At 38.9% G+C, this 19,644-nt stretch carries 19 protein-coding genes and 1 pseudogene; 8 read left to right on the top strand and 12 right to left on the bottom strand.

Annotated features, from left to right (window positions below):
• Nucleotides 1-32: 32 nt before the first annotated feature.
• Together JOD18_RS07445 and JOD18_RS07440 are read right to left on the bottom strand one after the other, a co-directional pair.
• The gene (locus tag JOD18_RS07445) at nucleotides 33-1,034 is read right to left on the bottom strand and encodes a sensor histidine kinase (RefSeq protein WP_204668324.1); all 1,002 of its coding nucleotides are present in this window, start codon (nucleotides 1,032-1,034) and stop codon (nucleotides 33-35) included.
• Nucleotides 1,031-1,738, bottom strand: a complete 708-nt coding sequence (locus JOD18_RS07440) for a response regulator transcription factor (protein WP_204668323.1) — start codon at nucleotides 1,736-1,738, stop codon at nucleotides 1,031-1,033. The genes JOD18_RS07445 and JOD18_RS07440 overlap by 4 nt, the downstream gene beginning before the upstream one ends.
• Before the next feature lie 173 nt (nucleotides 1,739-1,911).
• Between JOD18_RS07440 and JOD18_RS07435 the strand changes: the two genes are divergently transcribed.
• Nucleotides 1,912-2,220 carry a DUF1093 domain-containing protein gene (locus tag JOD18_RS07435; protein ID WP_204668322.1) on the top strand — a complete coding sequence of 103 codons (309 nt, stop codon included), beginning with the start codon at nucleotides 1,912-1,914 and terminating at the stop codon, nucleotides 2,218-2,220.
• Between the two features lie 262 nt (nucleotides 2,221-2,482).
• On the opposite strand, the gene JOD18_RS07430 is transcribed toward JOD18_RS07435, so the two are convergent.
• The gene (locus tag JOD18_RS07430) at nucleotides 2,483-2,638 is read right to left on the bottom strand and encodes a hypothetical protein (RefSeq protein ID WP_204668321.1); all 156 of its coding nucleotides are present in this window, start codon (nucleotides 2,636-2,638) and stop codon (nucleotides 2,483-2,485) included.
• A 539-nt stretch (nucleotides 2,639-3,177) separates the two neighbouring features.
• On the opposite strand from JOD18_RS07430, the gene JOD18_RS07425 reads away from it, so the two are divergent.
• Nucleotides 3,178-4,485 (top strand): MFS transporter, encoded by a 1,308-nt coding sequence (locus JOD18_RS07425; RefSeq protein WP_204668320.1) that lies wholly within the window; start codon nucleotides 3,178-3,180, stop codon nucleotides 4,483-4,485.
• A 426-nt stretch (nucleotides 4,486-4,911) separates the two neighbouring features.
• On the opposite strand, the pseudogene JOD18_RS07420 reads toward JOD18_RS07425, so the two are convergent.
• From JOD18_RS07420 to JOD18_RS07410, 3 genes and pseudogenes are all read right to left on the bottom strand, one after another.
• Nucleotides 4,912-6,236: pseudogene (locus JOD18_RS07420) on the bottom strand (aminotransferase-like domain-containing protein); the annotation flags it as partial.
• A 17-nt stretch (nucleotides 6,237-6,253) separates the two neighbouring features.
• Nucleotides 6,254-7,447, bottom strand: coding sequence for a chromate transporter (locus JOD18_RS07415; RefSeq protein ID WP_204668319.1), 1,194 nt, complete (start codon nucleotides 7,445-7,447; stop codon nucleotides 6,254-6,256).
• Nucleotides 7,448-7,462: 15 nt separating this feature from the next.
• On the bottom strand, nucleotides 7,463-7,774 hold the full coding sequence (locus JOD18_RS07410) for a PadR family transcriptional regulator (RefSeq protein ID WP_204668318.1): 312 nt from the start codon (nucleotides 7,772-7,774) through the stop codon (nucleotides 7,463-7,465).
• 311 nt (nucleotides 7,775-8,085) lie between these two features.
• Here JOD18_RS07410 and JOD18_RS07405 point away from each other — a divergent pair, with 311 nt between their 5' ends.
• From JOD18_RS07405 to arsC, 4 genes are all read left to right on the top strand, one after another.
• On the top strand, nucleotides 8,086-8,637 hold the full coding sequence (locus JOD18_RS07405) for a beta-class carbonic anhydrase (RefSeq protein ID WP_204668317.1): 552 nt from the start codon (nucleotides 8,086-8,088) through the stop codon (nucleotides 8,635-8,637).
• A gap of 203 nt (nucleotides 8,638-8,840) precedes the next feature.
• Nucleotides 8,841-9,161: an ArsR/SmtB family transcription factor gene (locus JOD18_RS07400; RefSeq protein ID WP_204668316.1), complete on the top strand. Its 321-nt coding sequence runs from the start codon at nucleotides 8,841-8,843 to the stop codon at nucleotides 9,159-9,161.
• Complete coding sequence (gene arsB, locus JOD18_RS07395; RefSeq protein WP_204668315.1) at nucleotides 9,158-10,447, top strand: arsenite efflux transporter membrane subunit ArsB; 1,290 nt, start codon at nucleotides 9,158-9,160, stop codon at nucleotides 10,445-10,447. The genes JOD18_RS07400 and arsB overlap by 4 nt, the downstream gene beginning before the upstream one ends.
• Nucleotides 10,448-10,465: 18 nt before the next feature.
• A complete protein-coding gene (arsC, locus tag JOD18_RS07390; RefSeq protein WP_204668314.1) occupies nucleotides 10,466-10,867 on the top strand; it encodes an arsenate reductase (thioredoxin) in 402 nt (133 codons plus the stop codon).
• A 199-nt stretch (nucleotides 10,868-11,066) separates the two neighbouring features.
• Here arsC and JOD18_RS07385 read toward each other — a convergent pair whose 3' ends face one another.
• Nucleotides 11,067-11,615 (bottom strand): recombinase family protein, encoded by a 549-nt coding sequence (locus tag JOD18_RS07385; RefSeq protein WP_204668313.1) that lies wholly within the window; start codon nucleotides 11,613-11,615, stop codon nucleotides 11,067-11,069.
• A 189-nt stretch (nucleotides 11,616-11,804) separates the two neighbouring features.
• On the opposite strand from JOD18_RS07385, the gene JOD18_RS07380 reads away from it, so the two are divergent.
• A complete protein-coding gene (locus JOD18_RS07380; protein WP_239587985.1) occupies nucleotides 11,805-13,238 on the top strand; it encodes a SulP family inorganic anion transporter in 1,434 nt (477 codons plus the stop codon).
• Nucleotides 13,239-13,251: 13 nt separating this feature from the next.
• Nucleotides 13,252-13,671 carry a universal stress protein gene (locus JOD18_RS07375; protein WP_204668312.1) on the top strand — a complete coding sequence of 140 codons (420 nt, stop codon included), beginning with the start codon at nucleotides 13,252-13,254 and terminating at the stop codon, nucleotides 13,669-13,671.
• Between the two features lie 230 nt (nucleotides 13,672-13,901).
• On the opposite strand, the gene bioB is transcribed toward JOD18_RS07375, so the two are convergent.
• The 5 genes from bioB to JOD18_RS07350 form a co-directional block, all read right to left on the bottom strand.
• On the bottom strand, nucleotides 13,902-14,900 hold the full coding sequence (bioB, locus tag JOD18_RS07370; protein WP_204668311.1) for a biotin synthase BioB: 999 nt from the start codon (nucleotides 14,898-14,900) through the stop codon (nucleotides 13,902-13,904).
• 144 nt (nucleotides 14,901-15,044) lie between these two features.
• Nucleotides 15,045-16,379: a GH1 family beta-glucosidase gene (locus JOD18_RS07365; RefSeq protein WP_204668310.1), complete on the bottom strand. Its 1,335-nt coding sequence runs from the start codon at nucleotides 16,377-16,379 to the stop codon at nucleotides 15,045-15,047.
• Nucleotides 16,380-16,399: 20 nt separating this feature from the next.
• Entirely contained in the window at nucleotides 16,400-17,227 is an 828-nt protein-coding gene (locus JOD18_RS07360) for a carbohydrate ABC transporter permease (protein WP_204668309.1), read from the bottom strand.
• A gap of 10 nt (nucleotides 17,228-17,237) precedes the next feature.
• Nucleotides 17,238-18,131 carry an ABC transporter permease subunit gene (locus JOD18_RS07355; protein WP_204668308.1) on the bottom strand — a complete coding sequence of 298 codons (894 nt, stop codon included), beginning with the start codon at nucleotides 18,129-18,131 and terminating at the stop codon, nucleotides 17,238-17,240.
• 130 nt (nucleotides 18,132-18,261) lie between these two features.
• On the bottom strand, nucleotides 18,262-19,569 hold the full coding sequence (locus JOD18_RS07350; protein ID WP_204668307.1) for an ABC transporter substrate-binding protein: 1,308 nt from the start codon (nucleotides 19,567-19,569) through the stop codon (nucleotides 18,262-18,264).
• Nucleotides 19,570-19,644: the final 75 nt, after the last annotated feature.

Genomic DNA, 19,644 nt, shown 5'->3' with positions numbered 1-19,644 from the left:
CTAACAGACTATCGATTTTTCTTTCAATCACCTTACAACGCTGTAAGGTTCTGTGTTTCACTAAAAATAATTCGAAACGTACTGCCTTCGCCGACGACAGAATCTATCTCGATGCGGTGCTCCAAATGCTGAATCGCCTCTTTGGCTAAATAAAGACCCATACCTGTTGATTCTCTAAAATGCCGCCCATTTTCTCCTGTAAAAAATGCATCAAAAATCCGTTTTTGATCAGTCATTGGTATTCCAACGCCGTAATCAGTTACTTCCAAAACAGCTTCCCTTTCTTGTTCATAAATAGAAATCACAATCCGATTACTTTTACCAGCCGAATACTTCACGGCATTTAACACTAGTTGCGACAGAATAAAGAACAGCCACTTCCCATCCGTTTGCACCGTAATTCCTTTTCTGGATTCCTCTATTTTCGGATAGACTTGGTTTCGAATATAGAATCGCTTATGTTCTCCATTCACTTCATGTACAAGTCGTGATAATAAAATCGGTTTGATATGAAAATCCTGTTCAATTGTACGTAGACGAGCCATATAAAGAATCGTATGTAAACCCGTCTTCATTCGCTCCGTTTCTTCACGAATACTAGAAGAGACTGGTTCATCCAGATTCTGTGCAGTTAATTCAATGACAGATAAAGGGGTTTTCATCTGGTGAACCCATTGATCCATTAGCTTTAAGTGATTTTCCCGCTCCTGTTCAATCCGCTTTATTTGCTCTTGATAATGTTTATACTGAGTACGCAGCAGCTGATCCATCGCTTCCGATATCGGCGTTTGTTCGGTTTTTTGTAAAGAGGCATCTAATGATTCTAATGGCCTGCTTAACCGCTGATAAAAAATGCGCTGGTTTAAATAGCGGTAAACCAGATAACCGCCAAGCAAGCAAAAGCCAAGAAAAATAGCATAAAGTGCAGGTAATAAGTTAGGGTAACCATCCAGCCAATAGATCAAGAGAATCGCTGTAAATTGCAGTATTTGTAAGCCAATAAGCAGGGCATGATCTTTTAGAAATAACTTCATCTGGTGTCAGCTCCTGTGTTTGGCAGACGAAGGCGGTAACCGACACCTCTGATCGTCTCCACTCCATCTTTCACACCAAGTGCCAGCAGTTTTTTTCTCACTCTCGTTACATTTACATTCAGTGTGTTTTCATCTACGTAAGCTTGATCATCCCACAGCTTTTCTAATAAATCTTCCCTTCCTGCTACACGTGGATGGCGATTGATCAATACCTCCAGCATATCGGATTCTTTCTTGGATAAGTATGACTTTTCCGAACCGTAACTAATTTCCAGCCGCTCGGGAAATAACTTCAGTCCTTCTGCTTCCAGGCTTCGTTCTTTAGCTTTCTGAGCATATTCTCCATATGCCCGGCGCAGCTGGCTGCGGATTTTAGCCATCACGATTTCCGAGTTAAATGGCTTAGTAATAAAATCATCACCGCCATTTTCCAATGCCATTACTTGATCCATTTCCCCTACTCGTGCCGAGATAAAAATGACCGGACAGGTAGACACTTGGCGAATTTGCCTGCACCAATAGTAACCATCATAACTCGGCAGATTAATATCTAATAACACCAGGTCTGGCTTAACACTATGAAACAACCCCATCACGTCATTAAATGCTGTGACAAGCTCTACTTGGTAGCCGTATTTCTTTATATAAGTCTGCAAATGTTCTGCAATTTTAGGGTCATCTTCCACAATCATGATCGTTTGCATTCTGTTCACTCCTTATTTCCAATTATTATGGCACACATTACGACAGACTACAAAGGGCAACTATACACACACAACCTTACAATACTGTAAGGGAATTGAAAGAGTATTGAATTTCTAAAATCCAGCATAATTCGTATATTTAAAAAAGAGATTTATAAAAGGAGAGAATTTGAATGAAAAAAATTGGCATTACACTGATTGGCTTACTGATATTCCTTACTTTACTCCTAATTGGCATCCAGAAAACTACTTCAGTTATTATTCCTTTAAGCGATTGGACCTTTCACAACAATGATGAGAAAGTATACTATGTCAAAACAACAGAAGAGTATGAAACATTATGGAATGGAAACTTGCGCTATCAATTTTCTGGATTTGATGAGGATGGAGAACAGCAAAAGATTTATAGGGTGATAGACAAAAAACTGAAGTCTGATGCTTATCTGAAAATTTATGCAGCTGGCAGTTATGGCAAAGGATGAGTAGAGATTGTGCAGACAGACGTGCCTGAAGCAGCTTTGGTACAGTTGAATCGTTAAAACCACTTCTTCTATCTGTTGTAAAATGAAGCGAAATGTTTTTTATCATCAGAGGCAGCTCTATCCATACAGAGTTCTTACCCTGCAGATTGTTAAAAGCTTGTTTTGCCTTCTTAAAAGAGGAGCCATTCATTAAAAACAAACAATATTACCCCAGTTTCGATACTGCGGTAGTATTAAATGATTTTCTCATCTTGTAAAGTAGCTACTTATCAGCAAGTTTCTCAAGGACATCCCGCTCAAGCTCTGTCATTTCTGCCACTTGTTCTATCGGCATTCCAGCTGATAATAATTTTATTGCTACTTTTTCTATTCCTTTTTCCATCCCTTTATCAAAATAAGAATTCGGCAGCTGGAGCACAGGTTCCTTCTCTTGATCTTACAAGTTTTTTATTCGCTCTTCCATATGGTAAAATCGCACTGCTGCTAAGATATCAATCCTTCGCTTTTCTCCAATTCCTTAAACAAGCGGTCATGGTTTGTATAAGGCTTTTTCCTTTCTATCACAATCGAAGTAGAAAACAATGAGTCACAACCTTCCTAGTAATAAGTAATTTGCTCTCATTATAATGTCGAAGCAGTATATAGGCAAAAAGGGCAATTTTTAGATAACTGCAGCCCTATTACCCTTTATTTCCTGCTTTTCTGTAAACATTTATTTGATTCAACGATAAAAGCATCCTCCATTTTCATTTTTTTCATCAATTAATATGATTTCAAATTTAATATAGAACAAATAAAAAAATTGTTTGCCGTACAATTATTATATTGTATGGTTTTTTTATTCATGGTAAGCTATGTAAATCTGTAATAATAAAGCGAGTCTTACGGGGAACTTCTCTAAATCTTCAAATGGATGATTACTCCAAAAATTAAATTTACATAAAGGTGGGATAGTACGTGTTAGGAGATCGTGGGAAACATTCAGATGTGCAGCCAGCTTGGTTACAGACTTATCTTCATTCTGATGAGAAACAAAGACAACTCTATAAGAAAACATTACTAGTGGTTGTCCTCTCTCAAATTTTTGGAGGGGCAGGTCTTGCTGCAGGTATTACGGTAGGGGCACTCCTGGCACAGAACATGTTAGGCACAGATAGTGTAACGGGCATTCCAACTGCCCTATTTACCTTAGGTTCAGCTGGAGCAGCATTGCTTGTTGGACGGCTTTCCCAGCGGTTTGGACGGCGTTCTGGACTGGCAACAGGTTTTTTGACTGGAGGATTAGGTGCTGTTGGTGTCATCATGTCAGCATTGACCAATAGTATTCTGCTTTTATTTATGTCACTGGTTATTTATGGAGCCGGTTCAGCTACCAACTTACAGGCGCGATATGCAGGGACAGACTTGGCAAATTCCACACAAAGAGCAAAGGCTGTCAGCATAGCTATGGTTTCTACCACATTTGGTGCTGTTGCTGGTCCAAATCTAGTAAATGTAATGGGAGATTTTGCGGTATCCATTGGCGTTCCTGCTTTAGCTGGTCCCTTTATATTAGCCGCTGCTGCTTATATTGTTGCTGGTTTAGTTCTTTTGCTTTTTCTCCGCCCTGATCCTTTTATCGTGGCAAAAGCAATCGCTGAAACACACAAACAAACTGGGCATTTGCAGGCTGAGGAAAGTGCTGATAGATTACCGAAAAACAAGCGTGGGATTTGGGCTGGGGCGACTGTAATGATTCTGACTCAGTTTGTTATGACTGCCATTATGACCATGACACCCATCCATATGGGACACCATGGCCATGCTTTACAAGCTGTAGGACTGGTTATTGGGTTTCACATCGGGGCGATGTATCTTCCATCCTTAATAACTGGCAGTCTGGTTGATAAAGTCGGCCGCGTTGCGATGGCGATTGCTTCTGCTATTACATTGCTTGCTTCAGGTATTCTGGCTGCGGTAGGATCGGCTGACTCCATGACTGTCCTGATTACGGCTCTTGTGTTACTTGGGCTTGGCTGGAATTTCGGTTTAATTAGTGGTACAGCAATGCTAGTTGATGCGACACCACTCTCTACTAGAGCGAAAACACAAGGATCTGTTGATGTGTGGATTGCCTTATCTGGAGCATTAGGAGGCGGTTTATCTGGCATCATTGTAGCAAATACCAGTTATGCTGCTCTTTCCATTACCGGTGCTATGCTTGCATTACTGCTTATCCCAGTAGTTATTTGGGCTGGCATTCATAGACGAAATAAGCTGTCATAACGGTTAGAAGTTTTTTTAAATAGGAGCTCTGTAACATCCCTATTAACGGACATACAGACAGCTTCGCTTTAAAATAGTATAGCTGCAAACATGGAAATGGGAAACTCATAGCAATCTGAGTTTCCCTTGTTGTTTTGTAAAAACAAATTTTATCGATTTGTTGTGGGATTTTCCTGGAAGCAATCTTCACATATGAATTGTCCTTCATTTTTTAAATAGGCTTTTATTTCGGTCATCCCTTTACGTTTGGGATAACGCATTTTTATAAAAACTACTTCCTCACCTTGGATTTCTTTCCCACATATAGTACACTCCGGTTCTTTTCCAAAGATTGTTATCACCTCTGATTAAAAGTTGGTTATATTCTTCATACGAATTAACTGATGAAAAGTTTCCTTAATCTACATCATTGTATTACTATATTTTTCAAGTCAAACGATTTAATAACTTCTTCATAATTCGCAATCCGCGCTCTAGCTCCTCCAATGTTTCCGGTGCGCAAACAGCGAATCTTACTGCTCTTTCCGGACAGCTGTTACCTACCACAAAACGTTCCGCTGCATACACTTGTATGCCTTGCTGAGAAGCGAGTGCTTCAAATTGAGCACCAGTAATCTCGCCTGGCAGCAACAGCCAGTGAAAGCTACCTGTCTCAGCGCCTAAATATGTGTAATCTGCCAAATACTGATGAACCACTTGATTTCTGCGGGTCGTTTGCTGTCGATGTCCTTCTAATAGATCTTCCAATTGATTGGATACAATCGTACGTGCTGCCAATTCTGCCAGTAACGGTGAAACAGAAATATTTAAATTATACAGCGCCTTGGAAATCAGATCTTTAAGCTGATCAGGTACGGACACATAAGCTAACCGCAGCCCAGGCGAGATTGATTTGGATAAACTTGCAATGTGGATCGTCTGTTCTGATGCAAATGCGGCAACTGCCGGAAACGGCTGTTTATGGTGCAGATGGTATGTTGCGTCCTCGATAATAAACTGTTTGTACTTTTTGGCAATTGCCGCAATCATTTGCCGGTTGGCAACAGGCATACAGCATGCGGTTGAATTGTGATAATCAGGAATTAGGTAAACGCCTTTAATATGCTCATTTTTACACGCATATTCAAAAGCCTCCGAACTCATCACATGACCTTCTGATTTGATGGGTACGATCTGGATACCAAACATGGCTGCAACTGTTTTTAAGCCAGGATAGGTATGCTGATCAGCTCCGATACGATCTCCAGGCTTAAAAAGACTTGCTAACACTGCAGCAATCGCATTTTGTCCTCCATTAGCAAATAAAATTTGATCAACAGTGGTTTCAAAGCCGCCTCTTCGAATCAGCTTTACTGCTGCATCTTTTTGCCAAAGGCTGCCAGATCGCCCATAGCCGAACCATTTTGCATAATCTGTTTCTTGCAGCATATCTTTTAGTTGCAGCTGCAACGGCTGATAGGAATTACTATCTGGCAGTGTCGCTCCCATTTCAATTAAATGCTTCGGTTTGGTATCTTCCAATAGATACGCATAGACAATGCATCATATGCTACAAAAGTTCCACTTCCAACAGATGAACTTAACAAGCCCTTTAATCCGCATTCTTTAAAAGCTTTGGAAATCGTACTCAAATTTAAATCTAAATAATCAGCCAGCTCTCGTTGTGGAGGGAGCTTGGTACCAGACAATAAAATTCCGTTTACGATATCTTCTTCCAGCTGTCTGGCAAGTGTTTGATAAATAGGTTTTTTATTTTCTTATAACTTTTTTACAAAAGTGTGAGGAGTGAACCGCCAACTGCACCAGCAACTACAATAACCCACGGCGGCAGTTTCCAATATACCAACATACTAAATAGTATGGCAGCAAAAGCAAAATCAGCCGGTTGTAAGATGGCACTGGTCCAGATAGGATGATAGAAAGCGGAGATTAGAATGCCGACTACAGCCGCATTCACGCCCATTAGTGCACCTTTCATATGATGATTTTGTCTTAGTTGATTCCAAAACGGCAGGGTACCTAAAATAAGTAAAAATGCTGGTAAAAAAATAGCGACCGTCGCTAATAAACCGCCTTGCCAGCCACCCATCACAGCCCCTATATATGCTGCAAAAGTAAATAACGGCCCTGGTACAGCTTGAGTAGCTCCATAACCAGCCAAAAATGAGGCTTCATCCAGCCAGCCAGCAGGTACGAATTCACGTTCCAGCAATGGCAGCACTACATGACCGCCACCAAAAACTAAAGATCCTGCACGATAGAAACTATCAAACATTGCCACTCCTTGCAACGATGTTATTTCTCTTAGAACAGGCAGAAAAATAAGCAATCCAAAAAATAGAGACAAACTGGTGATGCCTAACTTCCGAGAAAGAGGAAAACTTAGTTGAATTTCCTTATTATCCGCATGGTTTTTATAGATAACATAGCCTGCTAAACCTGCCAATATAATAACCCCTACTTGCAGAAAAGCTCCCTGCCATAACAATGTTGCCACTAACGCAGCCAATGCGATAGACTTTCGTTGGATATCTGGTGTTAAATTTTTGGCCATCCCCAAAATTGCATGTGCCACTACTACTACCGCTACGATTTTCAGCCCATGAATCCAACCAGCTGCTTCCATTTGTGAACCTTGAATCACTAAAGCAAATATAATCAATGCTATCACAGAAGGAAGTGTAAAACCTATAAAGGCAAGAATACCTCCAAATATACCTGCACGCATAAGGCCGATCCCAATGCCTACTTGACTGCTGGCAGGGCCAGGTAAAAACTGACACAAAGCTACTAAATCGCCATAACTTTTCTCATCCATCCATTTTCTTTTACGGACATACTCTTCATGGAAATAACCGAGATGTGCTATCGGTCCTCCAAAAGATGTAAGCCCAAGTCGAGTAGAAACAAGCAGAACTTCTAATAAAACTTTAAACTTATTTTGTTGTGCTGGACTATTCATATGACACCTCTTTTCTTATTCCTCTTTGATTTCTTTAAAAAGCTCATATGCTTTATTTCGCGCCTCCACCAAAACGGCTTGGCCTTTCTCTGTAATGGTATAATATTTTCTGATTTTCCCATCTACCTTACGATCCTCTTTCATCAACAGCCCATCATTCTCCATTGCGTGCAGAATAGGGTATAAGGTGCCAGGACTTATCGTATAACCATGTTCCCTTAACTCTTCTAACATCCATGAACCAAAAATAGGATGTTCCTTAGCATGATGTAAAATATGAATCTGGATAAACCCTAAAAATAACTTTCTTAATAATCTATCTTCCAAATTTTCACCTCCTGACATATAAAATAAGACTGCCAACTCTGGAATTTTTCGCATATCTCCCCATTTAGCCTTCCTTTGAATCACTCTAAATTTTGAAATGAAAAACTCACGAACAATTGCACCAAAATAAAAATCGAATTCCGATATCGAATTTCGTTATTAATTTATCATGAATAAATAACGTTTTCAATTCATATCGAAAATATTTTACATATGTTTTACAAAAAGGGGGATATTCATGAAATATTCTGCCTAATTTATTTTCATATTTTAAATTTCATGTTATATTTTTATCGAAGGAGATGAAAAAAATGAACTTAGATCAACTTTTAGATTTTAACCAAAAATTTGTCGATGACAAAGAATATGAAACCTATCATACTGATAAGTTTCCAAATAAACGTATGGTTATCTTTACTTGCATGGATACACGATTAGTAGAATTACTCCCTAAAGCATTAAATATTCGTAATGGCGATGTAAAAATGGTTAAAAATGCTGGAGCAATTATCCGGAAACCATTTGACAGTATTATGAAAAGTCTGTTGGTTGCTATATATAGTTTAAAAGCAGAAGAAGTTGTAGTGATTGGACATTACGGCTGCGGAATGTCGAACGTAAATACTGAAGAATTACAGCAATCCATGCTTGATCGGGGTATACCAGAGGATACGTTACATACACTCGAGCATGCAGGTATTGATCTGCATAAAGAATTTCATGGCTTTGAAAAAATTGAGGATTCTGTAAAACAAAGTGTTGGCATTATTCGTAATCATCCGCTTCTCCCTAAAGAAGTAAAAGTTCACGGGCTGATTATTGATCCAGCCACAGGAAAATTAGATGTAGTGACAAGAGAATAGTGAGGAAGTTGCTTTACTCATTAAAGCTTATCATAACGCCATCAAACGGTACTTTACCGGTAGATGGCGTTTGTTAGTTATACAAAAGTTTTACATTTCATTTTAAGCGGTTGTTCCTATGATTTCTAGCAAACTTCTCATAAAAACATAGACAATTATCTATATAGATGATAATCTATATATCATCAGACAGGAGGATTTTGATGACGTATAAAGAATTATCCAGCAAATTAAAAATCATGGCTGACCCAAGTCGTTTAGAGATACTAGATTTATTATCTTGCGGTGAATTATGTGCATATGATTTGCTAGAGCATTTTTCCTTTTCACAGCCGACTTTAAGCCATCATATGAAATCTTTAGTGGAAAAAAGGCTTGTCCTTTCCCGTAAGGATGGTACCAAAACAATGTATAGACTAAATCATGCACTGATCACAGATGTTACAGGACAGCTTTCTTTATTAGGCTCTAACCATTCACCGTGTATTTGTGAACAGATACAAAAAGGCACGTGTGAATCATGAGTATATTAGCCATCCTGATTTTTTTACTCACCCTTACCTTTGTTATTTGGCAGCCAAAGGGATTGGACATTGGTATAACGGCTATAGCAGGGGCTATTCTTGCTATTCTGACAGGAGTTGTCTCGTTTTCTGATGTGATAGAAGTAACAGGTATTGTATGGAATGCCACTCTTACTTTTGTTGCAATCATTATGATTTCATTAATTTTAGATAAGATTGGATTCTTTGAATGGTCTGCAAGACACATGGTAGTAGCCTCAAAAGGCAACGGCGTAAAAATGTTTATCTACATTTCACTATTAGGCGCCATTGTTGCAGCATTTTTTGCTAATGATGGTGCGGCATTGATATTAACCCCGATCGTACTGGCCATGGTTCGAAACCTGCATTTTGAAGAGAAAGTTATCTTTCCATTTGTTATAGCAAGCGGGTTTATTGCTGATACCACATCTTTGCCTCTTATCGTAAGTAATCTTGTGAATATCGTATCAGCTGACTATTTCGGTATTGGATTTCTTGAATATCTTTCTCGGATGATCATACCTAATATATTTTCACTTGCAGCTAGTATTTTTGTTTTATGGCTCTACTTTAGAAAAGCTATTCCGAAACATTTTGATGATAAACAACTGAAAGCTCCTATAGAAGCAATAAAAGACCCAAAGCTCTTTACCTATTCATGGTTTGTTTTAGGAATTTTACTTGTTGGCTATTTAGCAAGTGAATTTATAGCTATTCCTGTTTCTTTTATTGCCGGCAGTATCGCGATCGTCTTCTTATTATTAGCCAGAAAATCAGCTGCTGTGCACACTCGTCAGATTATAACAGGCGCGCCTTGGAATATTGTCTTTTTCTCAATTGGTATGTATCTGGTTGTATTTGGGTTAAAAAATGCAGGGATTACTTCACTTTTGGCTGCTACCCTGACCTCTTTGGGCAGTTATGGTTTATTTGCAGGAATAATGGGTATGGGATTTATTGCTGCCTTCTTGTCATCGATTATGAATAATATGCCAACGGTATTAATTGACGCCATTGCCATTGATCAAGCAAGTGTTACTGGGCTGGTAAAAGAAGGATTAATCTATGCCAATGTTATCGGCTCTGACTTAGGTCCGAAGATCACACCAATCGGTTCGCTTGCCACACTTTTATGGCTGCATGTCTTATCTCAAAAAGGAATGAAAATTTCTTGGGGGACTTATTTTAAAACGGGCATTGTGATCACTATTCCTGTGTTATTTATTACATTGATTGGACTGTATTTAACATTATTAATCTTCTAAAGAAATGAGGTATCTTACATGGAAAAGAAAGTTATTTATTTTATTTGCACAGGCAACTCTTGCAGAAGCCAAATGGCGGAAGGTTGGGCTAAAGACATTTTAGATAATGAATGGGATGTTTACTCTGCTGGTATTGAAACGCATGGTGTTAATCCAAAAGCCATTGCTGCTATGAAAGAAGTCGGGATTGATATTTCTAATCAAACGTCAGATATAATAGACCCCAACATTTTAAGTAGCGCTTCTTTAGTCATTACACTATGCAGCGATGCTGACCATAATTGCCCTGTATTACCACCTCATGTGGTCAAAGAGCATTGGGGATTTGATGATCCTGCCGGTAAGGACTGGACAGAATTTCAACGAGTAAGAGATGAGATTGGCGAGAGAATCAAACAATTTAGTGAAACTGGCAAATAACTTAAAGAGGCTGTCTTAAAACTGCAGCCTCTTTTACTTCAATCGAGACTGCCATCAGGGGGCAATTTACTCCTCTCCAATGATGGCTAGCAAGTCCTATCGAAGTGTTAGCAGCTATACTTCTTTGAACTCTCTCCATCTCTGAAAGCGAGCTTTTTATGGACGTTTACATGGAGATAGATCATCGTCCAAGCTATTACTAATTATCCTCACTTTCGAGATACCGATACAAGGTTGATTTACTAATCCCTGTTTCCATCTTAATATCTCTCAACGTATAATCCCCTGAATGATACATTAAAATAGCTTTTTTTACATTTTCATCTGCTTTCCTGGGTCTTCCGATTACTTTCCCTTTTTCCTTTGCACGTTCCATTCCTATTAACGTGGAGTGCTTGGTGATATCTGCTTGAAATTCAATCATATGCTGAAGTATTTCTGGCAGTGTTGCAACTATTACATCACGACTGTTCATACCTTCCTTAATAAAATGAATGGTGACGTCATCTTTTTCACAAATGTTCAGTATTTCCATGAGATGTAGTGTAGAATCAGCAAGAATAAAGAAATTTTCTACAAATATTTCATCACCTTGATTTAAATGTATTAATAATTCTTCTAACTGAACGCGTTTTTTCGGTAAATGATGTGCTTCTTCATATACTTTATCAAATAACACATGTTTGATTGTTAATTGTTTTTCACAAGATATATCGTTGTAAATAGGGCGTTTATAGCCAAAAATCATCCGTATCGCTCCTTTAACATTCCCAAAAGGGTTCCTTTTTAGGAATTTAAGTGGTATGATAAGCAAAGAATTTTAATAAATTGAGTTTTATCGGTGTATTAGCATCCATGATCCCTACTTATATCTCTTTGAATCTCAAAGTCTTAAAGCGGGAAATGGTTAACTGCCCCGAGAGAAAAGGAGATTATCATGCAAACAATAAAACAACAATGGTTTGGTAATGTACGTGGAGATATTCTATCAGGAATTGTTGTCGCATTAGCTCTTATCCCTGAAGCCATTGCCTTTTCCATCATTGCTGGTGTAGACCCTATGGTAGGGTTATATGCCTCTTTCTGTATAGCCGTGGTTATTGCGTTTGTTGGCGGACGTCCTGGTATGATTTCAGCCGCTACCGGCGCCATGGCCTTACTCATGGTACCACTTGTTAAAGATCATGGACTGGAATACTTGTTAGCCGCTACTATTTTAACAGGGATTATTCAAATTGTATTTGGCGTTTGTAAAGTCGCCAAAATTATGAAATTTATTCCGAATGCCGTCATGATAGGCTTTGTTAATGCATTGGCTATTCTAATTTTCATGGCACAAGTGCCGCATTTTCTAGGGATTTCAACCATGACTTACATCTTTGTCGCAGTTACTTTGATTATTGTCTATACTTTACCACGTTTTGTAAAGGTAATTCCAGCCCCTCTTATAGCGATTGTTATTCTGACAACCATTGCTATTTTTAGTGGCGTAGAGTTACGCACGATAGGTGATTTAGGGAATATTTCGCAATCATTACCATCATTCTTGCTTCCAAATGTTCCATTTAGTTTGGAAACATTAAAAATTATTTTTCCTTATTCTTTAGCTCTCGCAATTGTGGGACTACTAGAATCTTTACTAACATCACAAATCGTAGATGATATGACGGCAACGGAAAGTGACAAAAATAAAGAGGCACGCGGTCAGGGAATTGCCAATTTCATCAATGGTTTTTTTGGAGGGATGGCTGGATGTGCCATGATTGGTCAATCTGTCATTAATGTGAAATCAGGCGGACGGGGTCGATTATCTACACTAGTAGCCGGTATGTTCCTGATGTTTTTAATTCTCGTATTAGGTAATCTCGTTGTCCAAATTCCAATGCCAGTCCTAGTTGGTATTATGATTATGGTTAGTATTGGAACTTTTGATTGGGGCTCCTTTACATATTTAGTAAAAGCCCCTCGCACAGATGCGATTGTCATGTTAGCAACTGTCGTGATAGTGGTATGGACACACGACTTATCTAAAGGGGTGCTTGCAGGTGTGCTTTTAAGCGCTATTTTCTTTGTTGTCAAGATTTCAACCACGAACATAATCAAACAAGACATGCATTATATGGTAGAGGGACAATTATTTTTTGCTTCCGCCGATAGTTTTGTGAACTACTTTAAAAATGCAGATATTCAAGAGAAAACCATTACGATTGACTTTTCCAATAGTCATATTTGGGATGATTCTGGGGTAGCCGCTTTATCCAAAACAAAGGATTTATTAAGGGAAAAAGGTATTAAAGTAGAGATTGTCGGCCTGGATGGGCCAAGTCAAAAAATTGTTCAACAATTAGATGGTATGTCGTCATCACATTAAGGAGGAAAATGATATGTATAAACATATTTTGCTTGCTGCTGATGGTTCTGAAAATGCCGTACGTGCTGCGAAAGAGGCTGTAAAAATTGCTGGACTGTCCAATGAGACACTTATTGATATCGTGTATGTGGCTGATTTTGAGAAAGCAAAATCAGATGTTTTACACGCTAGTTCAAATAGTGCTCTGCTGTTAGAGCGGCGCAAAAAAGTGCAGAATGCAGAGCAAGTAATCAACGCTGCGGGTATTATGTACAAAGTCACCATTCTGCACGGTATACCCGGACCTGAAATTATTAAATATGCAAATGAAAATCAGGTAGATTTAGTTATTATTGGAAGTCGAGGGTTAAATAAACTACAAGAAATGGTTATCGGCAGTGTTAGTCATAAGGTAATGAAACGGGTACACTGCCCTGCACTTATCGTGAAATAATCGATGGCACACAAATGAACCAAATAAAGAGGATGACTAAAGTTTTCCTGAGTAGCGCAGTCTATTTTTGATCAACCGCTTATAAACAAAAAGGACTATTCTATAAATTATTTTGAACAGTCCTTTCTGCTTTATATAGCAGAACTGCCTGTTAATTGTTTGACCAAGCGGTTAACGTTAGCAGACTCACTTTGTTTCTCTGGTTTGCCTTATACCAAATCCTCCCTAATTTATTCATTAACAGGCACTTTGGAATAACCATAATCGATTTCGAAACCTAGATCTTTCAGCATTTGAATATCATTATTGGCTTCTTGCCCTGCCGTTGTCAGATAATCTCCAATAAAGATAGAATTAGCTGGATATAAACTAAGCGGCTGCAGACTTCTTAAATTCACTTCCCGTCCTCCAGAAACTCTGATCTCTGCCTTAGGATTAATAAAGCGAAATAGACTCAATACTTTCAGACAATATAATGGATTTAACTCATTTGTTCCTTCTAGCAACGTGCCATCAATGGCATGCAGAAAATTAACAGGTATCGATTCAGCCTGTAATTCCTTTAAGGCAAATGCCATGTGAACCACGTCTGATTTGGTTTCCTTCATTCCAACAATCACCCCGGAACATGGTGATATATTCGCCTCTTTTACCCGCTTTACTGTTTGAACACGATCTTGATAACTGTGACTGGTAGTAATGTAAGAATGGTGTGTCTCAGACGTATTAATATTATGATTATATCGGTCTACTCCTGCTTCCTTTAACCTTTCTGCTTGTCCAGGTTTTAATATGCCGAGACAGGCACAAATCTTTAAAGGATACTGTTCTTTAATTTCTTGAACAGCACTGATAATATGGTTCAATTCCCGTTCTGTAGGGCCTCTTCCGCTGGCAACAATACAGTATGTTCCAGCATTCATTTGGCTGGCACGCTCTGCTCCATTCACAATTGAGGCTTTATCGATCATTTTATATGTTTGGATAGGGCTTGTGGCATCACGAGACTGGGAACAATACCCACAATTTTCTGAACAAGCCCCTGATTTCGTATTGATAATCATGTTTAATTTTACTTTATTGCCGTAATAGTGTTTTCTAATTGTGTAAGCGCTTTGTAGTAATGTTAGAACATCCTCATCTGGACAATTTAACATAGCCACCCCCTCTTCTTCCGTTAATTCATAACCTTCCAGCACATGGTTTGCTAATGATTGAAAATCTAGCATCAGTACACCTTACCTTTTTTTGTTTTATTGTTAACTTATAAAATTTATAGGTTAACAATAATACATGGATAAACGCTTGTCAAGGTGGGGTAAATAGAATAATGTGATGAAAGTTGCTTATCTGATTCCGTTATCTCCGGCCCATCATACCTCTCTCTCCCTGACTACTTTCCGATAAAAATGCGCACTGTCTTTCATAAAGCGTTCCTGTGTGTCAAAATCCACATAGACAATTCCGAAGCGTTTATCATAACCGAAAGCCCATTCAAAATTATCAAATAAAGACCAAACAAAATAACCGGAGATATTCATCCCTTCTTCATTGAGCTCGGCGATTGCTTGTAAATGTTTCTGAATATAACTGGTTCTTTCTGGATCATGAATCTGCTTATCCTCTGTCAGCTGGTCTGGATAAGCTGCACCGTTTTCTGTAATAATAATTGGTAAGTCGGTATACTCTTGACGCAAGCGGCGAATCAACTCCTGGAACTCACTAGGCGATATATCCCAATGCATCTCTGTCTTTTCATAATCTGAATAAGCGGCAGCCTGAAGAAAATCATGAGCTCCATTAAATTCTACCAGCCCCCTGCTGTAATAATTAATCCCAAAAAAGTCGCATGGAACAGAAATCGTTTCTAAATCGCCGGGTTGTACAAAAGAAAAGTCATGGACATACTTTGAGAATAAATTGATCATATCACTTGGATAGCTCCCTCGGAAAATAGGATCCAAAAACCAGCGATTGGTGTAGCCATCGGCGTTATTTTTTGCAATTTGATCATTATAGCTGTCACTTGCCGCATAGAAAGGAGTTAAATTTAAGGTAATACCTATCGGTGTGTCAGACTGAAATGTCTCCTTCAATAATTTCACCGTTTGTCCATGTGATAACAGAATATGATGAGCAGCTTTTAAAGCCTCTTCCATATTGCGATGGCCGGGTGCATGAACTCCTTGGTGATAACCAAGAAATGCCGCACACCATGGTTCATTCTGCGTAATCCAGCTGTCTACTAAACCATCCAGTTCTTCGAAGACCTTATGTGCATATTCCGAAAACCACTTCAATGATTTTCGTGAAGCCCATCCGCCTTGGTCTTGTGCCCATTGCGGCAAATCCCAATGATACATCGTAACAACGGGCTTAATATCATTTGCTTTTAATTCCTGAATTAATGCCTTATAAAATGCCATGCCTTCTTGATTATAAACACCTTCTTCAGGAAAAATCCGCGGCCATGCCATGGAAAAACGATAACTTTCCACTCCTAGTTTTTTAATAATCTGGACATCTTCCCTATAGCGATGGTAATGATCACAGGCAATTCCGCCATGATCTCCTTGAAATACCTTTCCAGGGGTTGCTGAAAAGGTATCCCAAATCGAATCCGTTCTGCCGCCTTCTGTTGCTCCTCCTTCAATTTGATAGGAAGAGGTTGCTGTACCAAATGTAAAAGCTTTGTCGAATTTCTTCATCATTCATCTTCCTTTCCTGATTAGCCTTTTACTGCTCCGGCAGAAATACTGTTAATAATATATCTAGATAAGAATAAGAATGCGATCATAATGGGAACAACGGAAATAGCGATCCCTAGATACATTGCCCCGAGGTTTGTCGCCACTGGTGATCCACGCAGTGCCCCCATCATCACTGGTAAGGTAAATAATTCTGGCGAACGCAGGATAACCAATGGCGTAATATAGTTATTCCATGAACCAATAAACGTAAATATTCCCATGGTGGCAATCGCCGGCATTAATATGGGGATGACGATACGGTGGAACATATGCATTTCTGAGGCTCCATCAATCCGCCCTGCCTCCAATAAAGACATCGGCATCGTGGTAATGAGATACTGTCTGAAAAAAAATACCGTAAATGGCGCTGCAATAGCAGGAATAATTAATGGCCAATAGGTGTCCAACATCCCAAGCGCTTCACTTAAATCATACAGCCCTATCAACCCTAATTGACCTGGAACCATCATCATCACAATAAAGGTGACAAAGATCACGTTTTTCCATTTAAAGTGATATACCACCAAAGCAAATGCAGTTAATGCGGAGAAATAAGCATTTAATATCGTAACAGAGACCGCCACAGTCAAGCTGTTTAAAAATCCACGCCAGACATCCATATAACTGATTAAGGTTGTATAGTTATCTAAGATAGCTGTTCCGGGAACTAAGGAAAAACCTTGTAATATCTCTGAGTTAGTTCTGGTTGCATTAATAACCATCATGTAAAAAGGAATAAAACAAATGACTACCAGCAGGATTAGCGCAAGATAGATAAATAATTTTGCGAAACGGATTTTGTTCATGTTTTGCCTCCTATCTCACTTCTTTTCGGTACATGGCACGGAAGGTAACCGCTGAGAACAGTACGGTAATAATAAACAAACCGTATGCTAGGGTTGCACCATATCCAAAATTATTATATTTAAATGCTTGATTATATAAATAGAGCACCATCGTATTTAACGATCCTTGTGGTGCACCTCGTGTATCCGTTAACAACATCGGCAAGTCAAACAGCTGCAGTCCGCCAATAATGGAAGTGATTAATACATATAACAGAATAGGCTTCAATTGAGGTAAGGTAATATTTGTAAAGGACTTCCACCAGTTCGCACCATCAATCAAAGCTGCTTCATAATAATCTCTTGATATTCCAGAAATACCGGCAAGCAGAATAATAAATGAATTACCGAACCACATCCAAGCCCCAATTAATGCCACAGCAGATTGGGCATACGTAGGACTGTTCAGCCAATTAATCGGACTATCAATAAAGCCAAAGCTTAACAATAATTGGTTTAGTGCCCCATGATTCCAATCTAATAATATATTAAAGAGAATGGCTACGGAAGCAATCGTAATAATATTTGGCAAGTAGAACAGTGCCCTAAATACTCCTACACCTTTTAACTTCAAGCGGATATCAGAGAATAACAGAGCCAGTCCAAGTGCAATTAACATCTGGACAATAAAATTAAATCCCCAGATTTTGATTGTATTCAGAAAAGCCTCATAAAAATAAGCATCGGTGATTAATCGGGCGTAGTTAGCTATACCGATAAATTCAGCATTTGCTATTCCTCCCATTCCGCTATAATTGGTTAAACTATAGTAAAAGGTAAGAAAAATCGGATAAATATTGAATATCAAAAAAACAATAACAAACGGCGCAATAAATAAATAGGCTTTCCTATGCGTTTTTGCCACTTCTATTTCCTCCTTCCAGATACAAAAAAGACGATATAGTGCGTGTTCAAAAAATTCGATGTGTCATTTTTATTGAACTTTTTGACAACCTCATATAGGGGATACAAGCTGCTACTGTATCCCCTATTCATTATTCTGGAACGACAATGTCAGGATAGGCGTTTTTCACTTGGTTATAGAATTCTTGCAGTGCCTCTTCCTTCGTAACATTTCCTTCTACATAATTACCGACCTCTGTTCCAAATAAATCGCCTATTTGCTGATCATACTTTGTAATCGTACTGGAATCGATTTTTTGTGCTTCTTCTAAGAAGAACTTATAATGGTTTTGTCCGCCTAAATATTCTTCTGAGTAGTCTTCACTGATCTTGCTTGTCACTGGAAGGTAAGATAAAACATCACCCGTAGTCTCTGTAACCCATTCCGTTAAGAACTCCTCATCATGTACGAGCATTTGAATAAATTCCCATGCCAAATCTTTATTTTCCGAATCTTTATAGACTCCGATCCATGTCCCGCCTTGGAAATAAGGTGTTGGACCACTTGTCACTCCCCAGTCACCTGATGTTTCAGGAGCTTCTGCCTTCAATACGGAATTCAGACCCCAAGTAGGTAATGCTACCGCAAATACCTCTGTTTTATCGGCATCTTCATCGACTTCGTCTAATTCATCCCATCCGACATTATAGCTGATCGGGCCGACGAACGATTCATACCAAGCAGGAGACCATGCAGGAGCTAGTGCTGTATACTGTTTATCACGCAGTTCTTTGGCATAATCAAAATAGGATAAACGAGCCTCTGTCATCACAAGTTCGTTATTTTCATTGACCCATGGCTGTGGATCTTGCCCATTGGTAAACGGCTGAATCGATCCTTCATCTGGGAATAATCGATAATTATGTTCCTTCATCTTCTCCCCAACCTCCATTAAACCATCCATGGTGGAGAACATTTCGCCAATCTCATATGGATCATCTGTGCCAAGCACTTCCTCAGCAATGCTTCTGCGGTAATAAATACCGCCTGGTGTCGTTTGCCATGAAACAGCTCTCACTTCGCCGGCATCGTTTTTACCTAAATCCCAAACATATTCCATGTAATCATCTTCCCATTCGTCCACATTATATGGATCTGCGGAAAGATTCTCCCAGTAATCTTGTTCAATCCAATCCTTCAAATAGACAATCTCTCCTGTAAACACATCTGGCGCACCCTTACCGCTCTCTAATGCGGGCCGTAAGGTAGTAGTATAATTTTCTGTCGGTATAATCTGTAAATCTACCGTCACATCGTGAAGCTCTTCAAATCGATCAATTGGTTCCTGTAATTCATCTGTAAATGAGGTAACGACTAAATCCGCTTTACTTCCTGAAGTACAAGCTCCTAGTATAACTAACAAAATAGAAACAGCAAATAAACACAAAAATTTCTTCATAATTCCCCTCCTAGAGTAGATATGTTTTGTAAATATGTTAAAGAAAAACATCAGCCATGCCCGCCACAACAGTAA

This window comes from Gracilibacillus alcaliphilus, assembly GCF_016909015.1.
In the GTDB taxonomy this organism is placed as follows: Bacteria; Bacillota; Bacilli; order Bacillales; family Amphibacillaceae; genus Gracilibacillus; species Gracilibacillus alcaliphilus.
The sequence above is the reverse complement of the archived record's forward strand: the minus strand, read 5'-3'. Positions and strand labels throughout refer to the sequence as shown.